The following is a 20,190-nucleotide window of genomic DNA, read 5'->3' as shown; positions in this document are numbered from 1 at the left end:
GACGGCCTTTCTGCCATTGGGAGCAAACAAAAGACGGCCGCCCCCCACGGGGCGGCCATCTTAAGAATTACTGGGGGTGCTTGTCCAGCCAGGCGGCTGCGTAGGAGCAGGTGGCGGCGGCAGTTCCGCCGTTGGCCTGGATCTGCTCCAGGGCGGCGCGCACCAACTGGTCAGCCACGCCCTGTCCCCGCAGGGAGGCGTCTACAAAGGTGTGGTCGATGGTGTACACGCCCGGGGCGGTCTCCGGAAAGGTGATCTCCGCCACCAGACGGCCGCTGCCGTCCAGGGCGTACACCCGGGTAGGTTCTCGCAGAAACGGGATCATGGGATCGGCCTCCTTGTTCAGAATAGCGCACAGCGGCGGTTCAGAGGGCTGGGAGCGGCGGGAGGAGTCTCACAGGATGCGGGGACCTCCGTTGTTGGTCAGGGCCTCCAGCACCTGGTAGCGGTCCATCTGGAAGGTCTTGGTCATGGCCAGGGCCTCCTCCATGTCCAGATCCAGCGTGTGGCCGTCCCGGATGGCGATGATTCGGTTGCCCCGGTTCTCCACCAGGGACAGGACCGCCTCGTAGCCCATGCGGCTGGCGGTCTCCCGGTCCCGGGCGGTGGGGGAGCCGCCCCGCTGGATGTGGCCCAGCACGGTGACCCGGGGATCAATGCCCACCTCGGCGTGGATGCGCTTGCCGATGTCGATGGCGCTGCCAGCGCCCTCGGCCACCACTACCATATAGTGGGTGGTGCCCGCCAGCCGGGCCCGGCGGATCTTCTCCACCACGTCGTTCTCAAAGTCCACCTCACGCTCGGGGATGAGGACAGCGGTGGCGCCTACGGCGATGCCCACATACAGGGCAAGATAACCGGCGTGGCGGCCCATGACCTCTACCACGGAGCAGCGCTCGTGGGACTGCATGGTGTCCCGCAGCTTGTCGATGCACTCAATGGCGGTGTTGCAGGCGGTATCAAAGCCGATGGTGTAGTGGGAACAGCCGATGTCGTTGTCAATGGTGGCGGGGATGCCCACCACGCTCAGGGAGGAGCCGGCTGCGGCGGCCTGCCGGGAGAGCGCCAGGGCGCCCCGGAAGGTGCCGTCGCCGCCGATGGCGACGATCCCGTCCAGCCCCAGCAGCTTGCAGGTGGCCAGAGCCTGGTCGCGGCCCTCCTCGGTCATAAACTCTTTGCTCCGGGCCGTATAGAGGATGGTGCCGCCCTTGTCAATGATATGGCTGACGCTGGCGGAGTCCATCCGGACGAAATCGCTGTTGATCAGGCCGTTCCAGCCCCGGCGGATGCCCACGCACTCGATCCCCTGGGTCAGTGCGGTGCGGACCACCGCGCGTACTGCGGCATTCATGCCCGGGGCGTCGCCGCCGCTGGTCAGAACGCCGATCCGCTTTACCTTGTTCTCCATATGCTTGTACCTCCTAATCCAACCACACCTTGCCCGGCTGTCTGCCAGAGGGGGGCCTGCTGTCATCCGGACCGGATGGCCGTTTGGTTCCGTTTCATTATGTCACTCTTTCAAAAACCAGTCAAGTGAAATTCCTTCTGGAGTTCCTTTTTCTGGGGAAAGAAAGCCGAGTTTTTCCGGGAAAAACTTCCAAAAAAATAATTCCAAAAAAATTTGATTTTCCTGTTGACAAGCGGCCAAAGATTTAGTATACTAACTAAGCCGTCGCGAGAGCGGCGAACCGCTGAAAGCCACGGACAAGGGAGCATAGCTCAGCTGGTAGAGCACATGCCTTACAAGCATGGGGTCACAGGTTCGAGCCCTGTTGTTCCCACCACCCCCTAACTACCTGGCTCGGTAGTTCAGTTGGTTAGAACGCCGGCCTGTCACGCCGGAGGTCGAGGGTTCAAGTCCCTTCCGAGTCGCCACTTATTTCTCCTGACTGGAGTTGCCTGATGCGCCATCCGAAGGATGAGGCAAAGGCCCCTTCCGAGTCGCCACTTACTTTCTTTTGAAAAAGAAAGTAAGCAAAGAAAGCTTTAGATGGTTTTCCTGATTGCAGTCTTTTAAAAAGAAAGATTTGCCTCTGTAGCTCAGTTGGTAGAGCAGAGGACTGAAAATCCTCGTGTCGTTGGTTCGATTCCGACCGGAGGCACCAACCAAACAAAGCCCTGGAAGGGCACCCTCCTTCCAGGCAACATGCGAGTGTAGCTCATCTGGTAGAGCGCCACCTTGCCAAGGTGGAGGTAGCGAGTTCGAGCCTCGTCACTCGCTCCATTTTTTGGAGCAGCTTTGCTCCATTCGGTGCCATAGCCAAGTGGTAAGGCAGAGCTCTGCAAAAGCTCCACTCCCCAGTTCAAATCTGGGTGGCACCTCCAAAAAAGAAGCACCTGCTATGCAGGTGCTTCTTTTTTGGATACCTGGGGTTCTTTAAATTGCTCGGGCGAAGTGAATTCGCCCTGCGCCGAGGTTTTGCCTTTGGCAAAACGCTCGAACGCCGCAAAAGCGGCGCGGCCCAGAAGGGCCGTTGGGCAAGATGCAGAAAGCCGATTGAAAATTTGAAATATCTAGATTGTAGTGACTTGCCAAAACAAAAGGACATCCTTTCGGATGTCCTTTCGTTTTGGGCTCCGACCGCCAAAGGCGGTCTCCGCCCTTCGGGATTTCAATGCTCGGGGTCGGCAAAGCCGCCCCTGCGCCAAGGTTTTCACCTGCGGTGAAAACGCTTGTACGGCGCACTCGCGCCGCCGGCCAGAAGGCCGGGTGGGTGCAGTTCTGTCCGCTTGCAGAGAATTTGAAAATATTCAGATTGTAGTGACTTCTCACAAAGTCGCTACAATCTAGATATTTTGGGCCGAACGCCTAGAGTATCAAGGGGTAGCGACTTTTTTATTGCTCAAAATCTGTTGTTTGTTCCATAGATATTTTTCAGTGATTTCGGAAGTTGGGGTGATTCGAACCCCCGGTTTCTCTGTGTTTTCGTAGGTTTGTGTACTCTAAAACCGCCCAGCACCCTTTTTCACGGTTAAAAAGGGCAGTGTGAAGAAAAAAAGATATACAAAAAATCAGGCGCTAGTTTGTTGGTTTTATAAAACCATCAGACTGGCGCCTTTTTTGTTTTCCCAACAAATGAAAAAGGGCGCTCGCCCAGAAGGAGGTACTCAGAGATGATACGAGAACGATACTTTAAGGAGCTGGCCATCGTACTGCAGAAAGAGGGATTTACCCCTTTACCAGAACAGGAACAGCGCCTCCCTGTTGCATGGAATGGGCACCGCCTATGTTGAATCACTGAGACTGGCGGGGTGCGTTATGTCCCTCAAGATGTAAATACGATTGAAGCCGAGCATGCCTGTGCGAAAGCCATAGATTTAGCCGCTGCCGTACAGGAATACGCAGCGGCAATGGAATTCGCTCCAGTTTTAGAGGCTAAGGGACTGGAGAGCGGTTTCTGTCTGCTGTCAGAATTTAATAACGTCGTACTTGCCGGACACCAAACGGAACACGGAACCCAGTTTATAACATGGGTTTGGGACAATAACCACACATCCCTTAATTTTGGCTGCTATTGCATGCTGGACTACAAGGGGGCGAAAGAGGCGTCAGTTCCGGTGGTCCTTCACCACGACCACGGTCTCACCGACCGAAAGATTGTGGTGGCCCTGCGCCTGGAGTTCTCCTACATTATGTATGACCGCTCCACCGACAGCCATGAGAACAATGTACGCCAGGTGGCCCGGATGAAGCCCTTCTCCCAGGTGCTGATCCCCGGAGAGCTGGTCCAGATGAAGGGCGGGAACACCAACACCGGCCTGTGGCTGCGCCGCTTTTTGTTGGAGCCGCCCTGAATCGGAGTGAAAAGCGCCGCCGGACCGGCCGGAGCCGAAAAAATGGGGGTGCGCGCGCCTGTCAACTGCCGGTTGACAGGGTGTAAGGACCGGCCGCTTGCCAAATATTCCGCCATGAGGTAGGATAGAGACGGAAGAAGGGAGTGAGCGCCATGACGCTAGGACAGAGGATTCAAGAGCACCGCCTCCGGCTGGAGTTGTCCCAGGAGGCCCTGGGGGAAAGGCTGGGGGTGTCCCGCCAGGCGGTGAGCAAATGGGAGGCGGATGCCGCTGTGCCGGATACTGACAAGTTGATTGCCTTGTCGAAACTGTTTGGGCTCACCCTCAATGAGCTGCTCCAGGTAGAGGGGCCGGAGGGGACTTCTACATCCGGACAGGAGATGGGGTGCGGACCCAATGAGAGTCGGGGGAGCGCTGGGGCAGGACGAAGCCCGCGTAAAAACAGAGCCAGGTGGCTGTTAGGTGCTCTGACTGCCATGTGCCTGGTGCTGGCTGTTGGGCTGGTCTGGACAGAAGTGCGTCTGACTGCCCTGGAGGAACGGGTGGTTCAGCAGATGGTGATGCAGGATACCCTGGACCCGGCGGACCTGGTGGGGGGCTGGGAACTGAGTCTCCCGGACAGCGATGTGCAGATGTACAGTCCGGAGATAGGGTACACCCAGAATGTAGGGGTCACAGTAGCCCTGTCCCGCAGGGAGCAAGACAGGGACTGGGAGATCTTTTTTCAGGTATATGGGTCTGATACGGCCGCCAGACGGGTGGAGACACAGGCCGATGCTGGGGCGGGCGGTGTTTACTCCGCCCAGGTGCCTGTAGTGCTCGGAGCAGATGAGACCATTGCGGTGGGTTTTTGCATAGACGGGGTGGAGTATCTCCAACCGTTGGTGCGAATTACAGGATTGTCAGACCACTCCATGACTTATGAGGATCTGCTGGAACAAAAATAAAGCGCCATTGGACGAAAAAACAGGAGAGGAGCGGCGAGGAGAAAACTCCATTCGCCGCCCCTTTCTTTTTTGTCCCCTGGGTGGTACCATAAAGGCGGAATGTGTGGTACAATACCCAACAACAGAAGCCGAGGACGGAGGAGTGGTTCCGGGTGAAAACGGTTTACTGGGATATGAGTGAGCTTTCGCCTAACAGCGGCATCTTTGGCATTAGCAGCAGTGAAGTCAATGTGGTCCCCGCCGGGACTACCTTCCGTGTGATGTCCCCCCGCACGCGGGAGCAGACGCCCCAGTATGGGGAGGTGGAGGAGCGGTACGGCATCTTCTTTTTCTTCTCGGACCGGGATGAGCTGGAAGCTCCCTTTTTTGCCGTCCCCCGGCTGGAGCTCTTTGCCCGGGACCGGGAGGGCGGATGGTTTGGAACGTCAACCTGCGGCGAGGAAGAAGTTTACTATATCACACCAGAGGGGGAGCCCTTTCGGGTGTCTAACAGTATGAAGGAGTTTGCCCGCCGCCTGCTGGCGGGGGAGGACTGGAGGGAACTGTGGGAGCCGGCCCAGGGACTGGCCCTCTACCCCTCCAAGGAGGCGGCCGCCCGGGCGGTGGAGCTGGTACCCCTGTCGGAGCTGCTGCCCAAAGACTGGAAAGGAGCGGAGGAGCGATGATGGTTGCCACGGCGGCCCAGATGAAGGAGCTGGACCGGCAGGCCATTGAGGAATACGGCATCCCGTCCCTGGACCTGATGGAGCGGGCCGCCCTGGGGGTGGCCGGCGCGGTCTGGAGTCTGGTGGGCCGGGAGGACGAGGACAATGGAGTCATTGGCGGAGCCGACGGGCCCATCGCCGTCCTGGTGGGCGGCCCGGACCGGGAGGAGGCCCGGCGGGAGCAGGAGCGGCTCCAGAACCTGGCCAACGCCCTGGCGGAGGAGAAGGCCAGGAGCAAGGTCCCCTGGGTGGGAGTGCTGTGCGGCCCGGGCAACAACGGCGGGGACGGGGTGGCCGCCGCCCGCATTCTCATGGGCATGGGGTGCCGGGTCAGGGCCTTCCTGGTGGGGGACCGGTCCAAGATGACCCCGGACGAGCGGGCCATGGAGGAGAAACTGAAGGAGGCCGGCGGGGCGCTGGAGGCATATCTGCCCCTGGATCGGGAGCAGTCCTTCTGGCTGGCCCAGTGCGACTGCCTGGTGGACGCCCTGTTCGGAGTGGGCCTGTCAAGGCCCGTGGAAGGGGACTTCCTCTATGCGGTGCGGGAGATGCAGGACCGGCCCCATTTCCGGCGGGTGGTGTCCTGCGACATCCCCTCCGGCGTCCACGCGGACACCGGGGAGGTGCTGGGGGAGGCCGTCCACGCGGGAGTCACCGTCACCTTCACCTGCGCCAAGCCCGGCCACTACCTGGGGGACGGGGTGGAATATACGGGAGAACTGCGCATCCGGGACATTGGCATCCCAGATGAACTGCTGTTCGGTCCGGAGGCCCGGGAGCGCTTCCCGGTGGAGGCGGTGGAGGGGACCTTCACCATCCCTCGCCGGAAGCCCAACAGCCACAAGGGGGACTACGGCAGGCTGTTTCTCCTGGCCGGGAGCGAGGGTTATACCGGCGCACCGGTGCTGGCCGCCTCTGCCGCCGTGCGCAGCGGGGCGGGGCTGGTCTTTTTGGGGGTGCCCAGGGAGATCTACCCCATCGTGGCGGTGAAGTGTTCCTCCGCCATGCCCTTCCCCCTCCCGGAGCGGTACGAGGAGATCCTGGAGAAGGCCCGCTCCTGCGACGCGGCCCTCATCGGCCCCGGCCTGGGGAGAGCGCCCAAGACGGAGAAGCTGGTCCGCGCGCTGCTGGAGGATTTGGAAATTCTCGTGGTGCTGGACGCCGACGGCATAAATGCCCTGGCGGGGCATATGGATATACTGGACGGGCGGAAGGCCCTCACCGTGCTCACCCCCCACGACGGGGAGTTTGCCCGGCTCACCGGGACCGCCCTGCCCGTCCAAGACCGCCTGGCGGCGGCCCAGTCCTTTGCCAGGGCCCACAACTGCATTCTGGTGCTCAAGGGCCACCGGACCATCACCGCCGCCCCGGACGGCCGGGCCTGGATCAACACCAGCGGCAACCCGGGTATGGCCAAGGGGGGCAGCGGGGACGTCTTGGCGGGCCTCATCACCTCCTTCTTGAGTCAGAAGCAGTTGGAGTTTGGATCTCCGGCGGCCCTAACCGCCGCGGCGGTGTACCTCCACGGCTCCGCCGGGGACAAGGCGGCCCGAAAATTTGGGGAATACGGCATGACCCCGGAGGATCTGATCGCCTATATCCCAGAGGCGTTGAAGGAACGGGAGCGATAGGCGGGCGGCCAGTGTGCCGCCCCTACGGAGGAGACCGGACCGGGAGCGTTGGCTCGTCAAACTCAGGCGCAGTCCGAAAACCACAGTAAAATCAAATTTTGCTCACTCAGGGCCCCAGTGGGCCCGAAAGGAAACGCAGGCAAGCACTCCTGATTCTGCGCGCCGGAATCATTGCAGTACAAACCAGGAGGGCGTCTCCCGCAATGGGGTCCGGGGAAAGGCGAATATGAGCGCGCCAGCGCTCATCTGAGCCGTCCCCGGGGGCGTTTTGCCTACTTTGCCGCCATGGGCAAAGTAGGTCGCCGCCCGCAGGCGGCGAAATCCCCCTGCAATTATGTTCAGAAAGGAAGAACCCCGTGCGAAAATCCAAAAAATTTTTCGCACCAATGATACTCTCCCTCCTGCTGCTCCCCTCCTGCGGCGGGATGGAGGAACAAAACCAGGCGGAGGAGCTGGCCCTGACCATCCGGGGGGAGTACCTGGCCATGGACAGCCTGAGCGCCAGCATGGACGTCACCGCGGACTACGGGGCGCGGGTCTATGACTTCGCCCTCACCGCCGCCGTCAGCGGGGAGGAGACCGTCCTCACCCTGACCAAGCCGGAGTGGGCGGCGGGCCTCACCGCCCGGATCACCGGGGAGGAGGACAAGCTGGAGTACGACAGCCTGATCCTGGAGACCGGCCCCCTGGACGGGGAGGACCTGTCCCCCATGTCTGCCCTGCCCCAGCTGCTGGAGGCGGCCCGGTCCGGCTATATGGCCGGGTGCTCCCTGGAGGAGGGGGAGCAGAGGACCCTTTTACAGGTGCGGTATGCCGACCCGGACCAGGCGCCGGGGGAGGGGCGGGAGACCACCCTCTGGTTCGACCCGGACACCCACGCTCTGGTGGAGGGGGAGATCAGCGTGGACGGCCTGCGGGTCATCCGGTGCGCCATTTCAGAATTTACCATAGGATCATAGAGAGGAAGCGAGGAGCTTTGGATACCACAAAGATGAGGACCTGGGCGGAGATCGATCTGTCCGCCCTGGAGCACAACTACCGGACCCTCCGGGCCATGCTGGCCCCGGGCTGCCGGTTTTTGGGACTGTGCAAGGCCAACGCCTACGGCCACGGGGCGGCGGTGATCGGCAAGAAGCTGGAGGAGCTGGGGGCCGAGATGCTGGCGGTGGCCTGCGTCAGCGAGGCCGTCGAGCTGCGCCGCAGCGGCGTCACCGCCCCCATCCTGTGCCTGGGGGAGACCCCGGAGGAGTGCTATCCCCTGCTGCTGGAGCACCACATCACCCAGATGGCGGAGGACCTGGAGACCGGGGAGAAGCTGTCCGCCGCCGCCCAGCGGGCGGGGGAGACCCTGACCGTCAATGTGAAGCTGGATACGGGCATGAGCCGCCTGGGCTTCTTCTGGGAGGCGGACCGGGCGGACGAGACGGCCGATGAAATGGCCCGGCTGTGCCGCCTCCCCGGCCTGGAGGCGGAGGGGCTGTTCACCCACTTCTCCGACGCCGACGGCAGCGAGGAGTACACCATGGGGCAGTTTACCAAATTCCTGGACGCCAAGGCCGCTTTGGAGGCCCGGGGGATCACCTTTCAAATTTGCCATTGTGCCTCCAGCGCCGCTGTGCTAAACTATCCCTGTACCCACCTGGACATGGTGCGGCCGGGGATCGCCCTGTACGGCTACTACCCGGCCCAGGAGCTGAAGGGACTGGACGGCCCCGGCCTGGAGCCGGTGATGACGGTGAAGAGCCGCATCTCCGCCGTCCGCGCTCTGCCCAAGGGCACCTATGTGAGCTATGGCCGCACCGCCCGGCTGGAGCGGGATTCCCTGCTGGCGGTGGTGCCCATCGGCTACGGGGACGGTTACCCCAGAAGCCTGTCCAACCGGATGACCATGAAAATCCGCGGGGCGGAGTGCCCCATCGTGGGCCGGGTGTGCATGGACATGTGCATGGTGGACGTGACCGGCGTGCCCGGAGTCCAGGCCGGGGACACCGCCGTGGTGTATGACGGCCCCCTGCTGGAGCGGGCCGCCCAGCTGGCGGGCACCATCCCCTATGAGCTGCTGTGCGCCGTCAGCCCCCGGGTGCCCCGGGTGTACCTGGAGAACCAGTAAGCCTGGCCCCCATCAGGAGGGCGGGCAAGGGCCGGCACACATTCCGTCGAACGCACATAGAATGCGCTGGAGCGGCAGGCCGTTTGCCTGCGGCAGGGGAGGAGCGCAGGGAGAATTTTCCGCTCCGGCGGCGTATAATCCCCGACGACCCGTGGGAAAATCCTAGTACAGCGTTACATAAGACCACTGTGGCCTCGTAACGCATACTATTTTCCAGCGGAGTGTGAAAGTGTGTGGACAACAGCGTAAGACGAGGCGATATTTTTTACGCCGACCTCAGCCCGGTGGTGGGCAGTGAGCAGGGGGGCGTGCGGCCGGTGCTCATCGTGCAGAATGACACGGGAAACCGGCACAGTCCCACCGTCATCGCGGCGGCCATCACCTCCCAGACCGGAAAGGCCCGGCTCCCCACCCATATCTCCCTCTCGGCCCTGAGCTGCGGGCTGCCCAAGGACTCCATCATCCTTCTGGAGCAGATCCGCACCCTGGATAAGCGCCGCCTGCGGGAGCACATGGGCAAGCTGGACGACGCGGTCATGAAAAAAGTAGACAACGCCATCGCGGTCAGCTTTGGCCTCCACCCGGAGACCATGGTGTGACATAGGCCATGTTTGAAACATGTCAATATACCCAAACGGCGGGTCTTTTTCCGCCATACTGCGTTGATTTTCCTTGCAATCCACAAAGGATTGCTGCGTCAAATCGCCTTGTCTGGCGAAAAAATCCCTCGCCGCTGGGTACATTTCCATTTTCAAACAGGGCCTGGGCGGCCGCCTCTTTTGGGGCGGTTTACATAACGATAAAGGGGCGCGGCCCGAAGGAGTACAGAGGATGAAACAAACACACAACTGGAAGATCCGCGTGGGGGCCTTCTGCCTGACCGCCCTGTGCCTGGGCACCGGGGTGGCCTTGGCGGCGGGGGCGGGGAGCGAGAGCGACCCCCTGGTGACCCTGAGCTATCTCAACGATACGGTGCTCCCCAAGCTGAAGCAGGACGTGGAGGCCAGCGCCGAGACCCGTCAGGCGGAGCTCACCACTCAGTTCAATCAGATCGCCGCCCAGGGCGGAGGGGGGACCAGCGCCTCCTACACGGTGGTCACCCTCAACCCGGGACAGAGGATGAATCTGGACCTGGGGGCCGAGGTGATGCTCCGGGTGGGCAGCGCCGCCGCGGGGGCGGCGGTGAACCCGGCTCTGGTGGACGTGACCACCGGCGGGAACCTGAACAGCGGCGAGGGGCTGGTGCAGAACCATCTGTACATGGCTACCATGACCGACCACTACATCACCGCCGGGGGCAGCACGGTAAAGGTGCTGGTCCGGGGCGGATACAGCCTTTCATAACAAAATCAAATGCAAATACGGCTCGGACCCAAAAGGTCCGAGCCGTATTTTTATGCTTCGTCCCGGGTGGGGAGGCGGTAGCCGATCCCTTTGAGTTCCAGGATAAAGACGGTGGAGTGGAACAGGACGATGACCACCCAGCCCAGGCCGGTAGCCAGGGCCACCGCGTTCAGGCCCAGCAGGCCCACCAGGGCGTAGGTCCCGATGACCCGGACGGCGATCTGGAGGGTGGTACCGATGAAGGTGACGTTCATCCGGCCGATACCCCGGTAGTGGCCCACATAGGAGTGGCCGATGAAGGACAGGAAGTAGAAGGGGCCCATCCAGAGCAGATACGAGGCGCCCAGGGCGATGCTCTCCCCGTCCCCGTCCAGGAAGGGGGTCACCAGGGCGTGTCCTCCGAAGGTCAGCAGGAGGGAGAACACCACGCCGATCCCCACCACCATGGCGGCTCCGTTCCGGAAGCCGTCCAGGGCCCGGCGATGTTTTTTGGCCCCCTGGTTCTGGGCCACAAAGATGGCGATGGCCTCGCAGCCGCTGATGCCGAAGGCCTGACTGAAGTTCTCCACGCGGGTGGTGGCGGTGAAGGCGGAGATGGCGGCGGTGCTGATGCCGTTGACGGCGCTCTGGACGATGAGCTTGCCCAGATAGAGGCTGGACTGCTGGAGGGCGGCCACCGCCCCATAGCTGGCGGTGAGGCGCATCAGCATCGGGTCCATGCGCATGTCGGAGCGCTGGATCATCAGGAAGGGCTGCTTTTTTCGGATATACACCAGGCACAGCAGGGCGGATAGGAGCTGGGCGCTGGAGGTGGCCAGGGCGGTCCCCTGGATGCCCAGTCCCAGCTGGGCCACCAGCACCCAGGCCGCCCCCAGGTTGTACCCCAGGGAGATGAGCAGGAAGAACAGGGCCGCCTGGGTGTTGCCGATGGCTCGCAGGGTGGCGGCCAGGTAGTTATAGGCGAAGGTAAAGACCATCCCCACCAGGATGATCCGCAGGTAGTCGGTGACATAGTCCATCAGCTCGGGGGGAGTCTGGATCAAAACCAGCAGAGGGTTTAAAAACAGAAGGGTCAGACTCACCGCCGCCAGCACGGTTCCGCCGATGAGCACGCCGGAGACAAAGAGCTGCTGGCGCAGGCGGGGGAAGTTCTCCTCCCCGAAAAACCGGGCCACCAGCACGGAGGAGCCCATACAGGCTCCGGTGATCACATAGATAAACAGATTCATCACGCTCTCCGCAACCCCCAGGGCGGCGAAGGCGTCCCCGCCGATGTAGTAGGTGACCACCAGAGAGTTGATGATGTTGTACAGCTGCTGGAGCACGTTGGCCGCCAGTAGGGGGAGGCACAGCCGGATCAGCTGTCCGGTGATGGGGCCGGAGGTGAGATGAATTTGTTTGGACACAGGCAGGACCTCCTCGGGATTGAGCTCCGGAAGCGGGAAAAAACGACCGGATGCTACTATCATACCCGAAAAAGCAGCATTTGTAAAATGCATGATCCGGCGGTTTCTCATAAACAAAAAGGAATAGGTGGCCCGGGACAGAAATCCGGGGCCCCGACAGGAAACAGCCGAATCTGACGGAGGGCCTGTCCTATAATGAGTCCATCCAGAATTTGGGCGCCCTCCGTCTGGAGAGGCGCCTGGAAGGGAGAGCGCGTATGTCCGTGACCTGTATGGAGGAAAACCGCTGCCTCACCGCGTCCCTGTCCGGGGAGCTGGACCACCACCGGGCCCGGGAGGTGATGGAGGAGCTGGACCGGCAGATCGACGCCGCCCTGCCCCGGAAGCTGACCCTGGATCTGGCCGGGCTGACCTTTACCGACAGCTCCGGCATCGCCGTGGTGCTGCGCACCTTCCGGAGGATGCGGCAGCTCCAGGGGAGCATGGCGGTGGTCAACGCCCCGGAGCAGGCCAGACGGGTGTTTCAGGCCGCCGGCCTGGACAAGCTGGTCCCGTTTGAGCCCGATGTCAAATCAAACCCTGGCGGTTAGGTCCTGTTTGAAGCATGGAAATGTGCCCGACGGCGAGGGATTTTTTCGCCAGACAAGGCGGTTTGGCGCGGCAATCCTTAGGTGGATTGCAAGAAAAATCAACGCAGTATGGCGGGAAAAGACCCACGTTTGGGTATGTTGACATGTTTCAAGCAAGGCCTGGAGAGCTGTGCCCCAGACAAGGAGGTTTTACATATGAACGCGGAAAATTATGTCACCCTGGAGTTCCCCAGCCGCTCCGCCAACGAGGGGTTCGCCCGGGCGGCGGCGGCCTGCTTCGCCGCCCAGCTGGACCCCACCCTGGAGGAGATCAACGACATCAAGACCGCTGTCAGCGAGGCGGTGACCAACGCCATTGTCCACGCCTATCCCGACCGCATCGGCCGGGTGGTGATGAAGCTGCGCCGGCGGGAGAACCAGGTGCTGGAGATCGTGGTGCGGGACTGGGGGGTGGGCATCGCCGATGTGGAGCAGGCCCGCACCCCCCTGTTTACCACCGGCAGCGAGGAGCGCTCCGGCATGGGCTTCACCATTATGGAGAGCTTCATGGACTCCCTGAAGGTGCGCTCCGCCCCGGGAAAGGGGACCACGGTGACCATGCGGCGGCAGATCGCCCGCCGGGTGTCGGGATGAATGGGACGCCCACCGCCCCGGAGCTGCTGGAGGCCGCCCGGAACGGGGACAACCGGGCCTGTGAGCAGGTGCTGGAGGAGAACAACGGCCTCATTTGGTCCGTGGTGCGCAGGTACTATGGCCGGGGGGTGGAGCCGGACGACCTGTACCAGCTGGGCTGCCTGGGTTTTCTCAAGGCAGTGCGGGGCTTTGACCCCGCCTTCGGCACCCAGTTCTCCACCTACGCGGTGCCCAAGATCGCCGGGGAGATCCGCCGATTCCTTCGGGACGACGGGGCGGTGAAGGTGAGCCGGGGGCTGAAGGAGCGGAGCATCTCCCTCCGGGGGGTCCGGGCCCGGCTGTGCGGAGAGCTGGGGCGGGAGCCCGCCCTGTCCGAGCTGGCGGAGGCCACCGGCCTGACCCCCGAGGAGATCGCCGCGGCGGAGACCGCCGCCGAGCCGGTGATCTCCCTCCAGACGGAGACGGGGGAGGGGGGACTGACCCTGGAGGGGATGCTCACCAGCGGCGGCATGGAGGAGGGGCTCATCGAGCGGCTCTCCCTGCGCTCCGCCCTGGAGGAGCTGCCGGAGCGGGAGCGCCAGGTGCTGCTGCTGCGGTACTACAAGGGACTGACCCAGACCCAGTCGGCCAAGGTGCTGGGGGTGTCTCAGGTGCAGGTCTCCCGGCTGGAGCGGCGGGCGGTGGACCGGCTGCGGCAGATGCTGGACCCGCCGGAATAAAACTTCATGGGCCTTGGCGCACCGGGATCAGAGACAAGAGCAGCGGCGCATCTTAATGTTTTTTGCATAGAAAAAACCGCCTCCCCTTGGCGGAGGGGAGGCGGTAAACCGGGCGTGGAGGACTTGAATACGGTCAGGAGAGAGAGGACCGTGATCAGCACGCCGCGGGAGAGAATGGCGCCCGGGACAAACCTCAAATCTGTCCAGGACCCGTAAGAAATCCTCTTTACAGTTCCTATTATAACAGCGGAAAGATTAAACAGGTATAAATGAAGGAGAGGGAAACGCTAAAGTAACGTTAAGAATTCGGGAGCGGGGACACTGGGGTCAGTGATCCCGCTCCTCGGTCATCTCCTGGCGGTCCGGGGGCGGAAGGGGCTCGTCGTGCTCCACCGGGTCGAAGTAGTCCCGGTCGGTGAGGGTGGGCCTGCGGTGCCGGAAGATGTCAATGATCAGGGGGTAGAGGACAATGGCCACCAGCCCCCCGGAAAAGCCGTTGTTGTAGAGGTTCATTCCCGCCACCGGCGTGCCGGTATAGAGCACCACTGAGGAGTGGAGAAAGCCGGCCAGCACCCCAAAGGGCCAGCCGAAGTAGCCCGAGATGGGGGCCAGGGTGGTGCAGAACAGACAGGCCAGCTGGACAGCAGAGTCGCTCAGGGACCAGTGCATCACCACGCCCCCCAGAAAGACTCCGGCCATCACAGGGATGATATTCCGGGCGTGCTTGCCAAAGGCGGAAAAGCCCATGATGGTGAGGATGCCCCCCACCGTGGGGCCGTTCAGGTCGCCGCCTCCGCCCAGGATAAAGGCGATGCCGATGAGGCCGTTGATTCCCATGTTGATCAGCACCGGGCCGGCGCCGAACATGCGCAGATAGTCGCTGGGGGCCCGCCCGCTGGTGAGCAGCAGGCGGCGGTATCCGGCCCAGGAGGCCCAGGCCGGCCTGCCGGAGCACAGCAGTCCCAGGAGAAAAAGCGCGGCGCAGAAGAAGCCCAAGGCAAGACCGAAGAGCAAGTTATACCCCTCAGCCCAGTGATAGCGGGTGGTTGGAGTGGCCCCCATAGAACTGATCAGTGGGATCAGAATAAAAGCCAGCAGGCCGCAGGCAAAACCCATGTTATATAGGTTCATGCCGTTTTGAATCTTATAGGTGTAGGCGGAGAGCGGGGGAAGGATAAAGCCGATCAGCACCCCCGCCAAGCCGCCCAGCAGGGGGGTGCCCCAGCCGTTGTCCAGGGCGATGTAGCTGATGACCGGAGCCAGAGCGGTGGAGAGCAGGCCGGTGGGGACATACTTTCCGAAGGGCTCCCGGCGGAGCTTGGCGTAGAGCCAGGCCCCCAGCAGGATGGGCCAGATGTTGACAAGATTTTTGCCAAACAGGGAGAAGCCGGACATGAGCCCCACCACCACAAGGGAGAAGCCGTTGAACGGCTCGTGGGAGAGGCGCAGCATCACCAGGGTGACGGCGGTCACCAGGGCGGAGTTGATCAGGGCGGCCCCGGGTCCGGCGATGAGCACATAGTCGGTGATCAGCGCGTCCTCGGTGAGAACAATGGTCGCCAGACCGGGGAGGATCTGATCCAGAGGGCCCAGAAAAAGGCCGAACAGGGCCAGGGCGGCGGTGTAGATCCAAAGCAGTGCATACATCCGGTCATACCGCATGGAGTCCGCATGGTGGCGCATAGAGGAGTCTCCTTTCCGCTGTGTCAGGGGATGGGGAGCGGGGGGACCGCCTGGAAGTAGTCCCGGGTCTGCTGGGCGTTGCGGCGGATCTCGTCGGAGAGGGCCTGGAAGGAGGAGAATTTGCGCTCCTCCCGGATGCGGTGGTAGAACTCCATCCGCAGCTCCTGGCCGTACAGGTCTCCGGAGAAGTCCAGAATAAATCCCTCCACGGTCACCCGGCCGTCGTTATCCTCCACGGTGGGCCGCACCCCCACATTGGTGACGGCGGTATAGCGCTGTCCGGCCACCGAGACCTGGGTGGCGTACACCCCGAAGGCGGGGACGATCACCGGGGAGGGAATCTGGAGATTCACCGTGGGGAAGCCCAGGGAGGAGCTGCCGATCTTCTTCCCGTGGGTGACCCGGTTGGTGAGCACGTGGGGGTGGCCCAAGAACTCCACCGCCCGGTCCATCTCCCCCTGGGCAATGAGGGTTCGGATATAGGTGGAGGAGATGGTGATGTCCTCCAGCTCCACCTTGCCGATGATGTCACAGCCGATCCCCAGCTGGGCGCAGGTCTCCTGGAGCCGCTGAGGATTTCCCTTGCCCATGTAGCCGAAGTGGAAGTCGTGTCCCGCCACCACATGGACCACGCCCAGCTCCTTCACCAGGTACTGGGTGATAAAATCCCGCCAGTCCATGCGCATCATGCCGTCAAAGCTGGAGACGATGACCTCCTGAATGCCATAGCAGGTGCGCATGAGCCACGCCCGGTCCTCCACCGAGCTGAGCAGGGGGACCACCTGGCCGGTGATGGCGGCGGTGGGGCTGCGGTCGAAGGTGAAGGCGGAGGCCACCGCCCCCAGTTCTCTGGACGTCTCCACGACCCGCTTCAGCAGGGCCCCGTGGCCCCGGTGGACCCCGTCGAAGAAGCCCAGAGCAATGACGCGTTTGCTTTTATTCAAAACCAATTACTCTCCTTTACAGGCCCGTACAGGGTCTTATACCTCGAAAAAGCTCTTGATGGTCCGCAGGGTTCCCCGCTCCACCCGGCTCAGGGACAGAAATTCCCCTGTGGCGCCGTATACCCGGTACTCCCCGTCCTCTGTGCCGGGCAGGGGGAAGGACACGCCGTTGCGCACCTTTTTTTCCGCCTCAGGGCGGAGGCGCAGCTCTGGCCGCCCGGAAAAGTAGGCGTCCACAGGAATGAGCAGGGAGGCCGGGTCCGGGTGCTCCAGAACCTCCGGCAGGGGATGGGACTGCGCCAGAGTAAACCCGGCGGCCATGGTCCGGCGCAGGGAGAACATGGTCCCGCCGCAGCCCAGGGCCCGGCCGATGTCGTGGCACAGAGTGCGCACATAGGTGCCCTTGGAGCACCGCGCCCGCAGAAGAAAGTCGGTGCCGCTCACCTGCTCCTCCACCGTCAGGGAGTGGATGGTGATGTTCCGGGGGGGCCGCTCCACCTCCCTGCCCTTCCGGGCCAGCTCATAGAGCTTTTTGCCCTGGATCTTGATGGCGGAGTACATGGGGGGGATCTGCTGAATGTCCCCCCGGAAGGGCTCCAGAGCGGCCTCCAGCGCCTCCGGGGTGACGTCCACTGGGTGGGTCTCCAGCACCGTGCCGGTGGTGTCCTGGGTGTCGGTGACCTGGCCCAGGCGCAGGCCGGCCAGGTACTCCTTCTCCCCCTCGCTGGCGAACTCCACCGCCCGGGTGGCCCGGCCCACAAACACCGGGAGCACCCCGGTGGCCATGGGGTCCAGAGTGCCCGCATGGCCGATGCGCCGCTCGCCCAGCACCCGCCGCAGCTTTGCGCACACATCCATACTGGTCCAGTCCTGGGGCTTGTCGATGATTAAAATTCCGTTAGGCACTGAGACACCCCCGTTTCTCGCGGCAAAGCCCAGCGCAGCGGGTTTGCCGCGAAGAGGAGGGGCCGGCCGCCGGGATAAGCGGAATCGCGCCAGCGGTTCCGCGTTCCATAAGGTCGAGCCCCGACGAGGTCCAGTCCTGGGGCTTGTCGATGATTAAAATTCCGTTTGCCATAAAACCCCCCGGTTATTGGCCCTTCCGGCCCTGTACCGTCCGGATGGCCTCCATCAGGACCTGCTTGGTGTGAGGGATGTCCCCCTCCACCGTGGCCCCGGCGGCGGCGGCGTGGCCGCCGCCCCCCAGAAGGGCGCAGACCGAGCTGGCGTTTAGATCGTCCGGGTCGGTGCGCAGGGAGATCTTGCAGGAGCCGTCCTTCCGCTCCCGGATGGTGACTCCGGTCTTGACCCCCTCCACCTGGCCCACAAAGGCGGCGATGTCCTCCGCGTCCCGCTCGTCCGCCTGGAGGGTGTCCATCATATGGAGACTGATGGCGGCGATGGCGATTTCACCGCCGTCGTGGAACTCCAGGGACTCGGTGAGCATGCTCTCCAGCCGCAGCCGCTTGAAGCTCTTGGTGCGGAAGTGGCGCTTGTTCAGCTCCGCCGTGGGGATGCCGGTGTCCATGAGGGCGGCGGCCACCCGGTGGGTGCCGGCGGAGGTGTTCCCGTACACGAAGCAGCCGCAGTCGGTGGACACAGCCACATAGAGGGGGAGGGCGATGCCCCGGGTGATAGGGGTGATTCCCCGGAGAATATCGTACATCAGCTCGCCGCAGGCGGCCCGCTCCGCATCCAGGCAGGTGTTTTGGGCGAAAAACTCCTGGGAGGGGTGGTGGTCAATGGCCAGATCCACACGCTCCAGATACTGCTGGGCGTTGTCCGGGAAGAGCCCCCGGGCGGCCATATCCACCGACACCACGGTCTCCGGACGAAAATCCTCCGGGGCCAGCAGGCCCTCCAGATAGGGGGAGAACAGGGAGGTGGTCTCCGGGTTGGGGAGCACATGGGCGGTCTTGCCCAGGTCCCGCAGACCCCGGCACAGGGCGGCGGCGCAGCCCACTGTGTCTCCGTCCGGGCGCACGTGGGTGAGGATCAGATAGCCGTCGTGGTCTTTGAGAAATTCTCCGGTCTGCTCGATGGTGAAGTTCATTCCTCGTCCTCCTCCTGGTCCTCGCCGTAGTGGTTGTCCGGGTTGACCGGCTTGACCACCTCCGGGTCCCGGAGCATGGACAGGATGCGGGCCCCGTGGTCGATGGAGTCGTCGGGGACAAAGGAGAGCTCCGGGGTGTTGCGCAGGTTGAGGGTGCGGCCCAGCTCCCGGCGCAGATAGCCTCCGGCGGACTTCAGGCCCTTGAGCACCTGAGTCTCCTGGCTCTTGTCCAGGACGCTCACGTAGATCTTGGCGTATTTCAGGTCCGGCGTGGTGTTCACCGACGTCACCGAGATCATGCCGGTGACCCGGGGGTCCTTCACCGTGGGAATGAGGGAGGACAGCTCACGCTGGATCTCCTCGTTGATGCGGCCGATGCGATTGCTTGCCATAGTGGTTTCTCCTTTCCTTTGTGGTCAGAGAGTCGGTTTTGTTATATGGTGATGGTCGTACGAATATTGATAGCCTCCCCCCCTGAGGGGAAGGTGCCCCCGAAGGGGGCGGATGAGGGGATAGGTTAAGGCGCAGATCCGCGGTAGGGCGGGGACTTGCCCCCGCCGCCTCTTTTCGTTCCCTTTCAGGGAATGAGGGGAGAATTTCGCCGCTCCGGCGGCGAGTGACTTTCTCAGCGATGAGAAAGTCACCAAAGAATCGCCGGGGGACGGCTCAGGATGGACACTCCGTGTCCATATTCGCCTTACCCCCGGTCCCCCGTTACGGAGGACGCGCTCCTGAGAGACTGTGCGTCATTTCCGGCGCGCAAAAATGGAGTGGCTTTCCGCGATTCCTCCCGGGCCACTGGGCCCTGGGTTTGCAAAAATTGCCGCTGGTGCGGTTTCACTACTGCGCCTGGCTTTGCCGAGCCAACGCTCCCGGTGCGAATTCTGCGCCTCCTAAACCTTCCCCTTGGGGGGAAGGTGGCACGGCGAAGCCGTGACGGATGAGGGGGCAGGGGTCGGACCTCTTGTAGGGGCGGCCCCATGTGGACACCCGTCCCAGACCTCGCATTACCAGGAAGGAAGCGGCACAGCCGCAGGGGAGGGGGCTACTCCTCCCGCGGACCGGGTTGAAACCCCAGCAGATAATCGGCAGACACTTGATAGTGTTCACAAATCAGGGCAAACTTCTCCAGCGTGGTAGCTTTATTCCCGTTTTCGATCTCGCTGATCTGGGCGACGCTGACGCCGAGAACCTCTGCCAGGACTGACTGGTTTTCCTGGCGCTCCAAACGCAGTTTTTTCAACCGCTGCCCAAATTCTTCTTTGCTGAACATAGAATACCCCCTTGACATTTAACTTTCAGTAAACTATAATTTTACTATAAGTAAAATTATTTGGAGGTGTCTCTGATGACTGTACTGTTTGAATTGCTTTATAACGCTTGGTGCAGCCCGTTTGATCCAGAACGGTTTCCAGATTATATGCGTGGAGACCCGGTTCGAGCCTATGGTCAATATGCATTTGAGGAAGGATTTAAACTGGCTGTCTCGCTGGTGTTTCTCTCATTGGACGCCGAAAGGCTCTCAAAAATACAATCATAAAACAACAGGACGGGCGAAACCGCCCGCCCTGCTGTTGGGGTTATTGAACATCAAAATGGGGTCTGGCGAAGGACATTCTGCCTTCTGCATT

At 62.3% G+C, this 20,190-nt stretch carries 21 protein-coding genes and 5 tRNA genes; 17 read left to right on the top strand and 9 right to left on the bottom strand.

The features are described from left to right. Positions 1 to 67 precede the first annotated feature (67 nt). The gene (locus tag B5F19_RS01650) at positions 68 to 325 is read right to left on the bottom strand and encodes a GNAT family N-acetyltransferase (RefSeq protein ID WP_087287052.1); all 258 of its coding nucleotides are present in this window, start codon (positions 323 to 325) and stop codon (positions 68 to 70) included. A gap of 69 nt (positions 326 to 394) precedes the next feature. After that, on the bottom strand, positions 395 to 1,408 hold the full coding sequence (locus B5F19_RS01645) for an ATP-dependent 6-phosphofructokinase (protein WP_087287049.1): 1,014 nt from the start codon (positions 1,406 to 1,408) through the stop codon (positions 395 to 397). Positions 1,409 to 1,708: 300 nt separating this feature from the next. On the opposite strand from B5F19_RS01645, the gene B5F19_RS01640 reads away from it, so the two are divergent. The 13 genes from B5F19_RS01640 to B5F19_RS01575 all read left to right on the top strand — a co-directional run bounded on the left by B5F19_RS01640 (position 1,709) and on the right by B5F19_RS01575 (position 10,531). Next, positions 1,709 to 1,784, top strand: a tRNA-Val gene (locus B5F19_RS01640). Positions 1,785 to 1,798: 14 nt separating this feature from the next. Further along, positions 1,799 to 1,875, top strand: a tRNA-Asp gene (locus B5F19_RS01635). Positions 1,876 to 2,029: 154 nt separating this feature from the next. Further along, positions 2,030 to 2,105: transfer RNA gene (locus tag B5F19_RS01630), tRNA-Phe, on the top strand. A gap of 43 nt (positions 2,106 to 2,148) precedes the next feature. After that, positions 2,149 to 2,224: transfer RNA gene (locus B5F19_RS01625), tRNA-Gly, on the top strand. Positions 2,225 to 2,250: 26 nt separating this feature from the next. Then, positions 2,251 to 2,325: transfer RNA gene (locus B5F19_RS01620), tRNA-Cys, on the top strand. Positions 2,326 to 3,519: 1,194 nt separating this feature from the next. Beyond that, on the top strand, positions 3,520 to 3,795 hold the full coding sequence (locus B5F19_RS17850) for a class II fructose-bisphosphate aldolase (RefSeq protein WP_242972657.1): 276 nt from the start codon (positions 3,520 to 3,522) through the stop codon (positions 3,793 to 3,795). 152 nt (positions 3,796 to 3,947) lie between these two features. Continuing rightward, a complete protein-coding gene (locus tag B5F19_RS01610; RefSeq protein ID WP_087287044.1) occupies positions 3,948 to 4,742 on the top strand; it encodes a helix-turn-helix transcriptional regulator in 795 nt (264 codons plus the stop codon). Between the two features lie 152 nt (positions 4,743 to 4,894). After that, entirely contained in the window at positions 4,895 to 5,407 is a 513-nt protein-coding gene (locus tag B5F19_RS01605) for a hypothetical protein (protein WP_087287041.1), read from the top strand. Further along, the gene (locus B5F19_RS01600; protein WP_087287038.1) at positions 5,404 to 7,077 is read left to right on the top strand and encodes an NAD(P)H-hydrate dehydratase; all 1,674 of its coding nucleotides are present in this window, start codon (positions 5,404 to 5,406) and stop codon (positions 7,075 to 7,077) included. Before B5F19_RS01605 ends, B5F19_RS01600 begins: the two co-directional genes overlap by 4 nt. A 356-nt stretch (positions 7,078 to 7,433) precedes the next feature. Next, positions 7,434 to 8,036 (top strand): hypothetical protein, encoded by a 603-nt coding sequence (locus B5F19_RS01590; RefSeq protein ID WP_242972656.1) that lies wholly within the window; start codon positions 7,434 to 7,436, stop codon positions 8,034 to 8,036. A 17-nt stretch (positions 8,037 to 8,053) separates the two neighbouring features. Beyond that, positions 8,054 to 9,187, top strand: coding sequence for an alanine racemase (alr, locus tag B5F19_RS01585; protein ID WP_087287029.1), 1,134 nt, complete (start codon positions 8,054 to 8,056; stop codon positions 9,185 to 9,187). Between the two features lie 233 nt (positions 9,188 to 9,420). Beyond that, positions 9,421 to 9,786, top strand: a complete 366-nt coding sequence (locus B5F19_RS01580) for a type II toxin-antitoxin system PemK/MazF family toxin (RefSeq protein WP_087287026.1) — start codon at positions 9,421 to 9,423, stop codon at positions 9,784 to 9,786. A gap of 232 nt (positions 9,787 to 10,018) precedes the next feature. Beyond that, positions 10,019 to 10,531, top strand: a complete 513-nt coding sequence (locus B5F19_RS01575; protein WP_087287023.1) for a hypothetical protein — start codon at positions 10,019 to 10,021, stop codon at positions 10,529 to 10,531. 50 nt (positions 10,532 to 10,581) lie between these two features. On the opposite strand, the gene B5F19_RS01570 is transcribed toward B5F19_RS01575, so the two are convergent. Continuing rightward, entirely contained in the window at positions 10,582 to 11,937 is a 1,356-nt protein-coding gene (locus B5F19_RS01570) for an MATE family efflux transporter (protein ID WP_162612495.1), read from the bottom strand. Positions 11,938 to 12,194: 257 nt separating this feature from the next. Between B5F19_RS01570 and B5F19_RS01565 the strand changes: the two genes are divergently transcribed. From B5F19_RS01565 to B5F19_RS01555, 3 genes are all read left to right on the top strand, one after another. After that, entirely contained in the window at positions 12,195 to 12,527 is a 333-nt protein-coding gene (locus B5F19_RS01565) for an anti-sigma factor antagonist (RefSeq protein WP_087287017.1), read from the top strand. Positions 12,528 to 12,722: 195 nt separating this feature from the next. Then, entirely contained in the window at positions 12,723 to 13,160 is a 438-nt protein-coding gene (spoIIAB, locus tag B5F19_RS01560) for an anti-sigma F factor (protein WP_087287014.1), read from the top strand. Continuing rightward, positions 13,157 to 13,879, top strand: a complete 723-nt coding sequence (locus B5F19_RS01555) for a sigma-70 family RNA polymerase sigma factor (RefSeq protein ID WP_087287011.1) — start codon at positions 13,157 to 13,159, stop codon at positions 13,877 to 13,879. Before spoIIAB ends, B5F19_RS01555 begins: the two co-directional genes overlap by 4 nt. Before the next feature lie 327 nt (positions 13,880 to 14,206). Here the strand turns inward: B5F19_RS01555 and B5F19_RS01550 are convergent, their stop codons facing one another. The 6 genes from B5F19_RS01550 to B5F19_RS01525 all read right to left on the bottom strand — a co-directional run bounded on the left by B5F19_RS01550 (position 14,207) and on the right by B5F19_RS01525 (position 19,832). Then, positions 14,207 to 15,562 (bottom strand): DUF1576 domain-containing protein, encoded by a 1,356-nt coding sequence (locus B5F19_RS01550; RefSeq protein ID WP_242972655.1) that lies wholly within the window; start codon positions 15,560 to 15,562, stop codon positions 14,207 to 14,209. A 23-nt stretch (positions 15,563 to 15,585) separates the two neighbouring features. Further along, complete coding sequence (ribF, locus tag B5F19_RS01545; RefSeq protein ID WP_087287008.1) at positions 15,586 to 16,506, bottom strand: riboflavin biosynthesis protein RibF; 921 nt, start codon at positions 16,504 to 16,506, stop codon at positions 15,586 to 15,588. Positions 16,507 to 16,542: 36 nt separating this feature from the next. Continuing rightward, complete coding sequence (truB, locus tag B5F19_RS01540; RefSeq protein ID WP_087287005.1) at positions 16,543 to 17,412, bottom strand: tRNA pseudouridine(55) synthase TruB; 870 nt, start codon at positions 17,410 to 17,412, stop codon at positions 16,543 to 16,545. 184 nt (positions 17,413 to 17,596) lie between these two features. After that, complete coding sequence (locus tag B5F19_RS01535) at positions 17,597 to 18,559, bottom strand: DHH family phosphoesterase (RefSeq protein WP_087287002.1); 963 nt, start codon at positions 18,557 to 18,559, stop codon at positions 17,597 to 17,599. Next, complete coding sequence (gene rbfA, locus B5F19_RS01530; protein ID WP_087286999.1) at positions 18,556 to 18,951, bottom strand: 30S ribosome-binding factor RbfA; 396 nt, start codon at positions 18,949 to 18,951, stop codon at positions 18,556 to 18,558. The genes B5F19_RS01535 and rbfA overlap by 4 nt, the downstream gene beginning before the upstream one ends. A 653-nt stretch (positions 18,952 to 19,604) precedes the next feature. Next, positions 19,605 to 19,832: a helix-turn-helix transcriptional regulator gene (locus B5F19_RS01525; RefSeq protein WP_087286996.1), complete on the bottom strand. Its 228-nt coding sequence runs from the start codon at positions 19,830 to 19,832 to the stop codon at positions 19,605 to 19,607. A gap of 75 nt (positions 19,833 to 19,907) precedes the next feature. Here B5F19_RS01525 and B5F19_RS17000 point away from each other — a divergent pair, with 75 nt between their 5' ends. Then, positions 19,908 to 20,099: a hypothetical protein gene (locus B5F19_RS17000; protein ID WP_140394136.1), complete on the top strand. Its 192-nt coding sequence runs from the start codon at positions 19,908 to 19,910 to the stop codon at positions 20,097 to 20,099. The last annotated feature ends 91 nt before the right edge of the window (positions 20,100 to 20,190 follow it).

It is taken from the genome of Pseudoflavonifractor sp. An184, assembly GCF_002160305.1.
Lineage (GTDB): Bacteria > Bacillota > Clostridia > Oscillospirales > Oscillospiraceae > Lawsonibacter > Lawsonibacter pullicola.
Note: the sequence above shows the minus strand (reverse complement) of the source record. Positions and strands in the feature narration are given on the sequence as shown.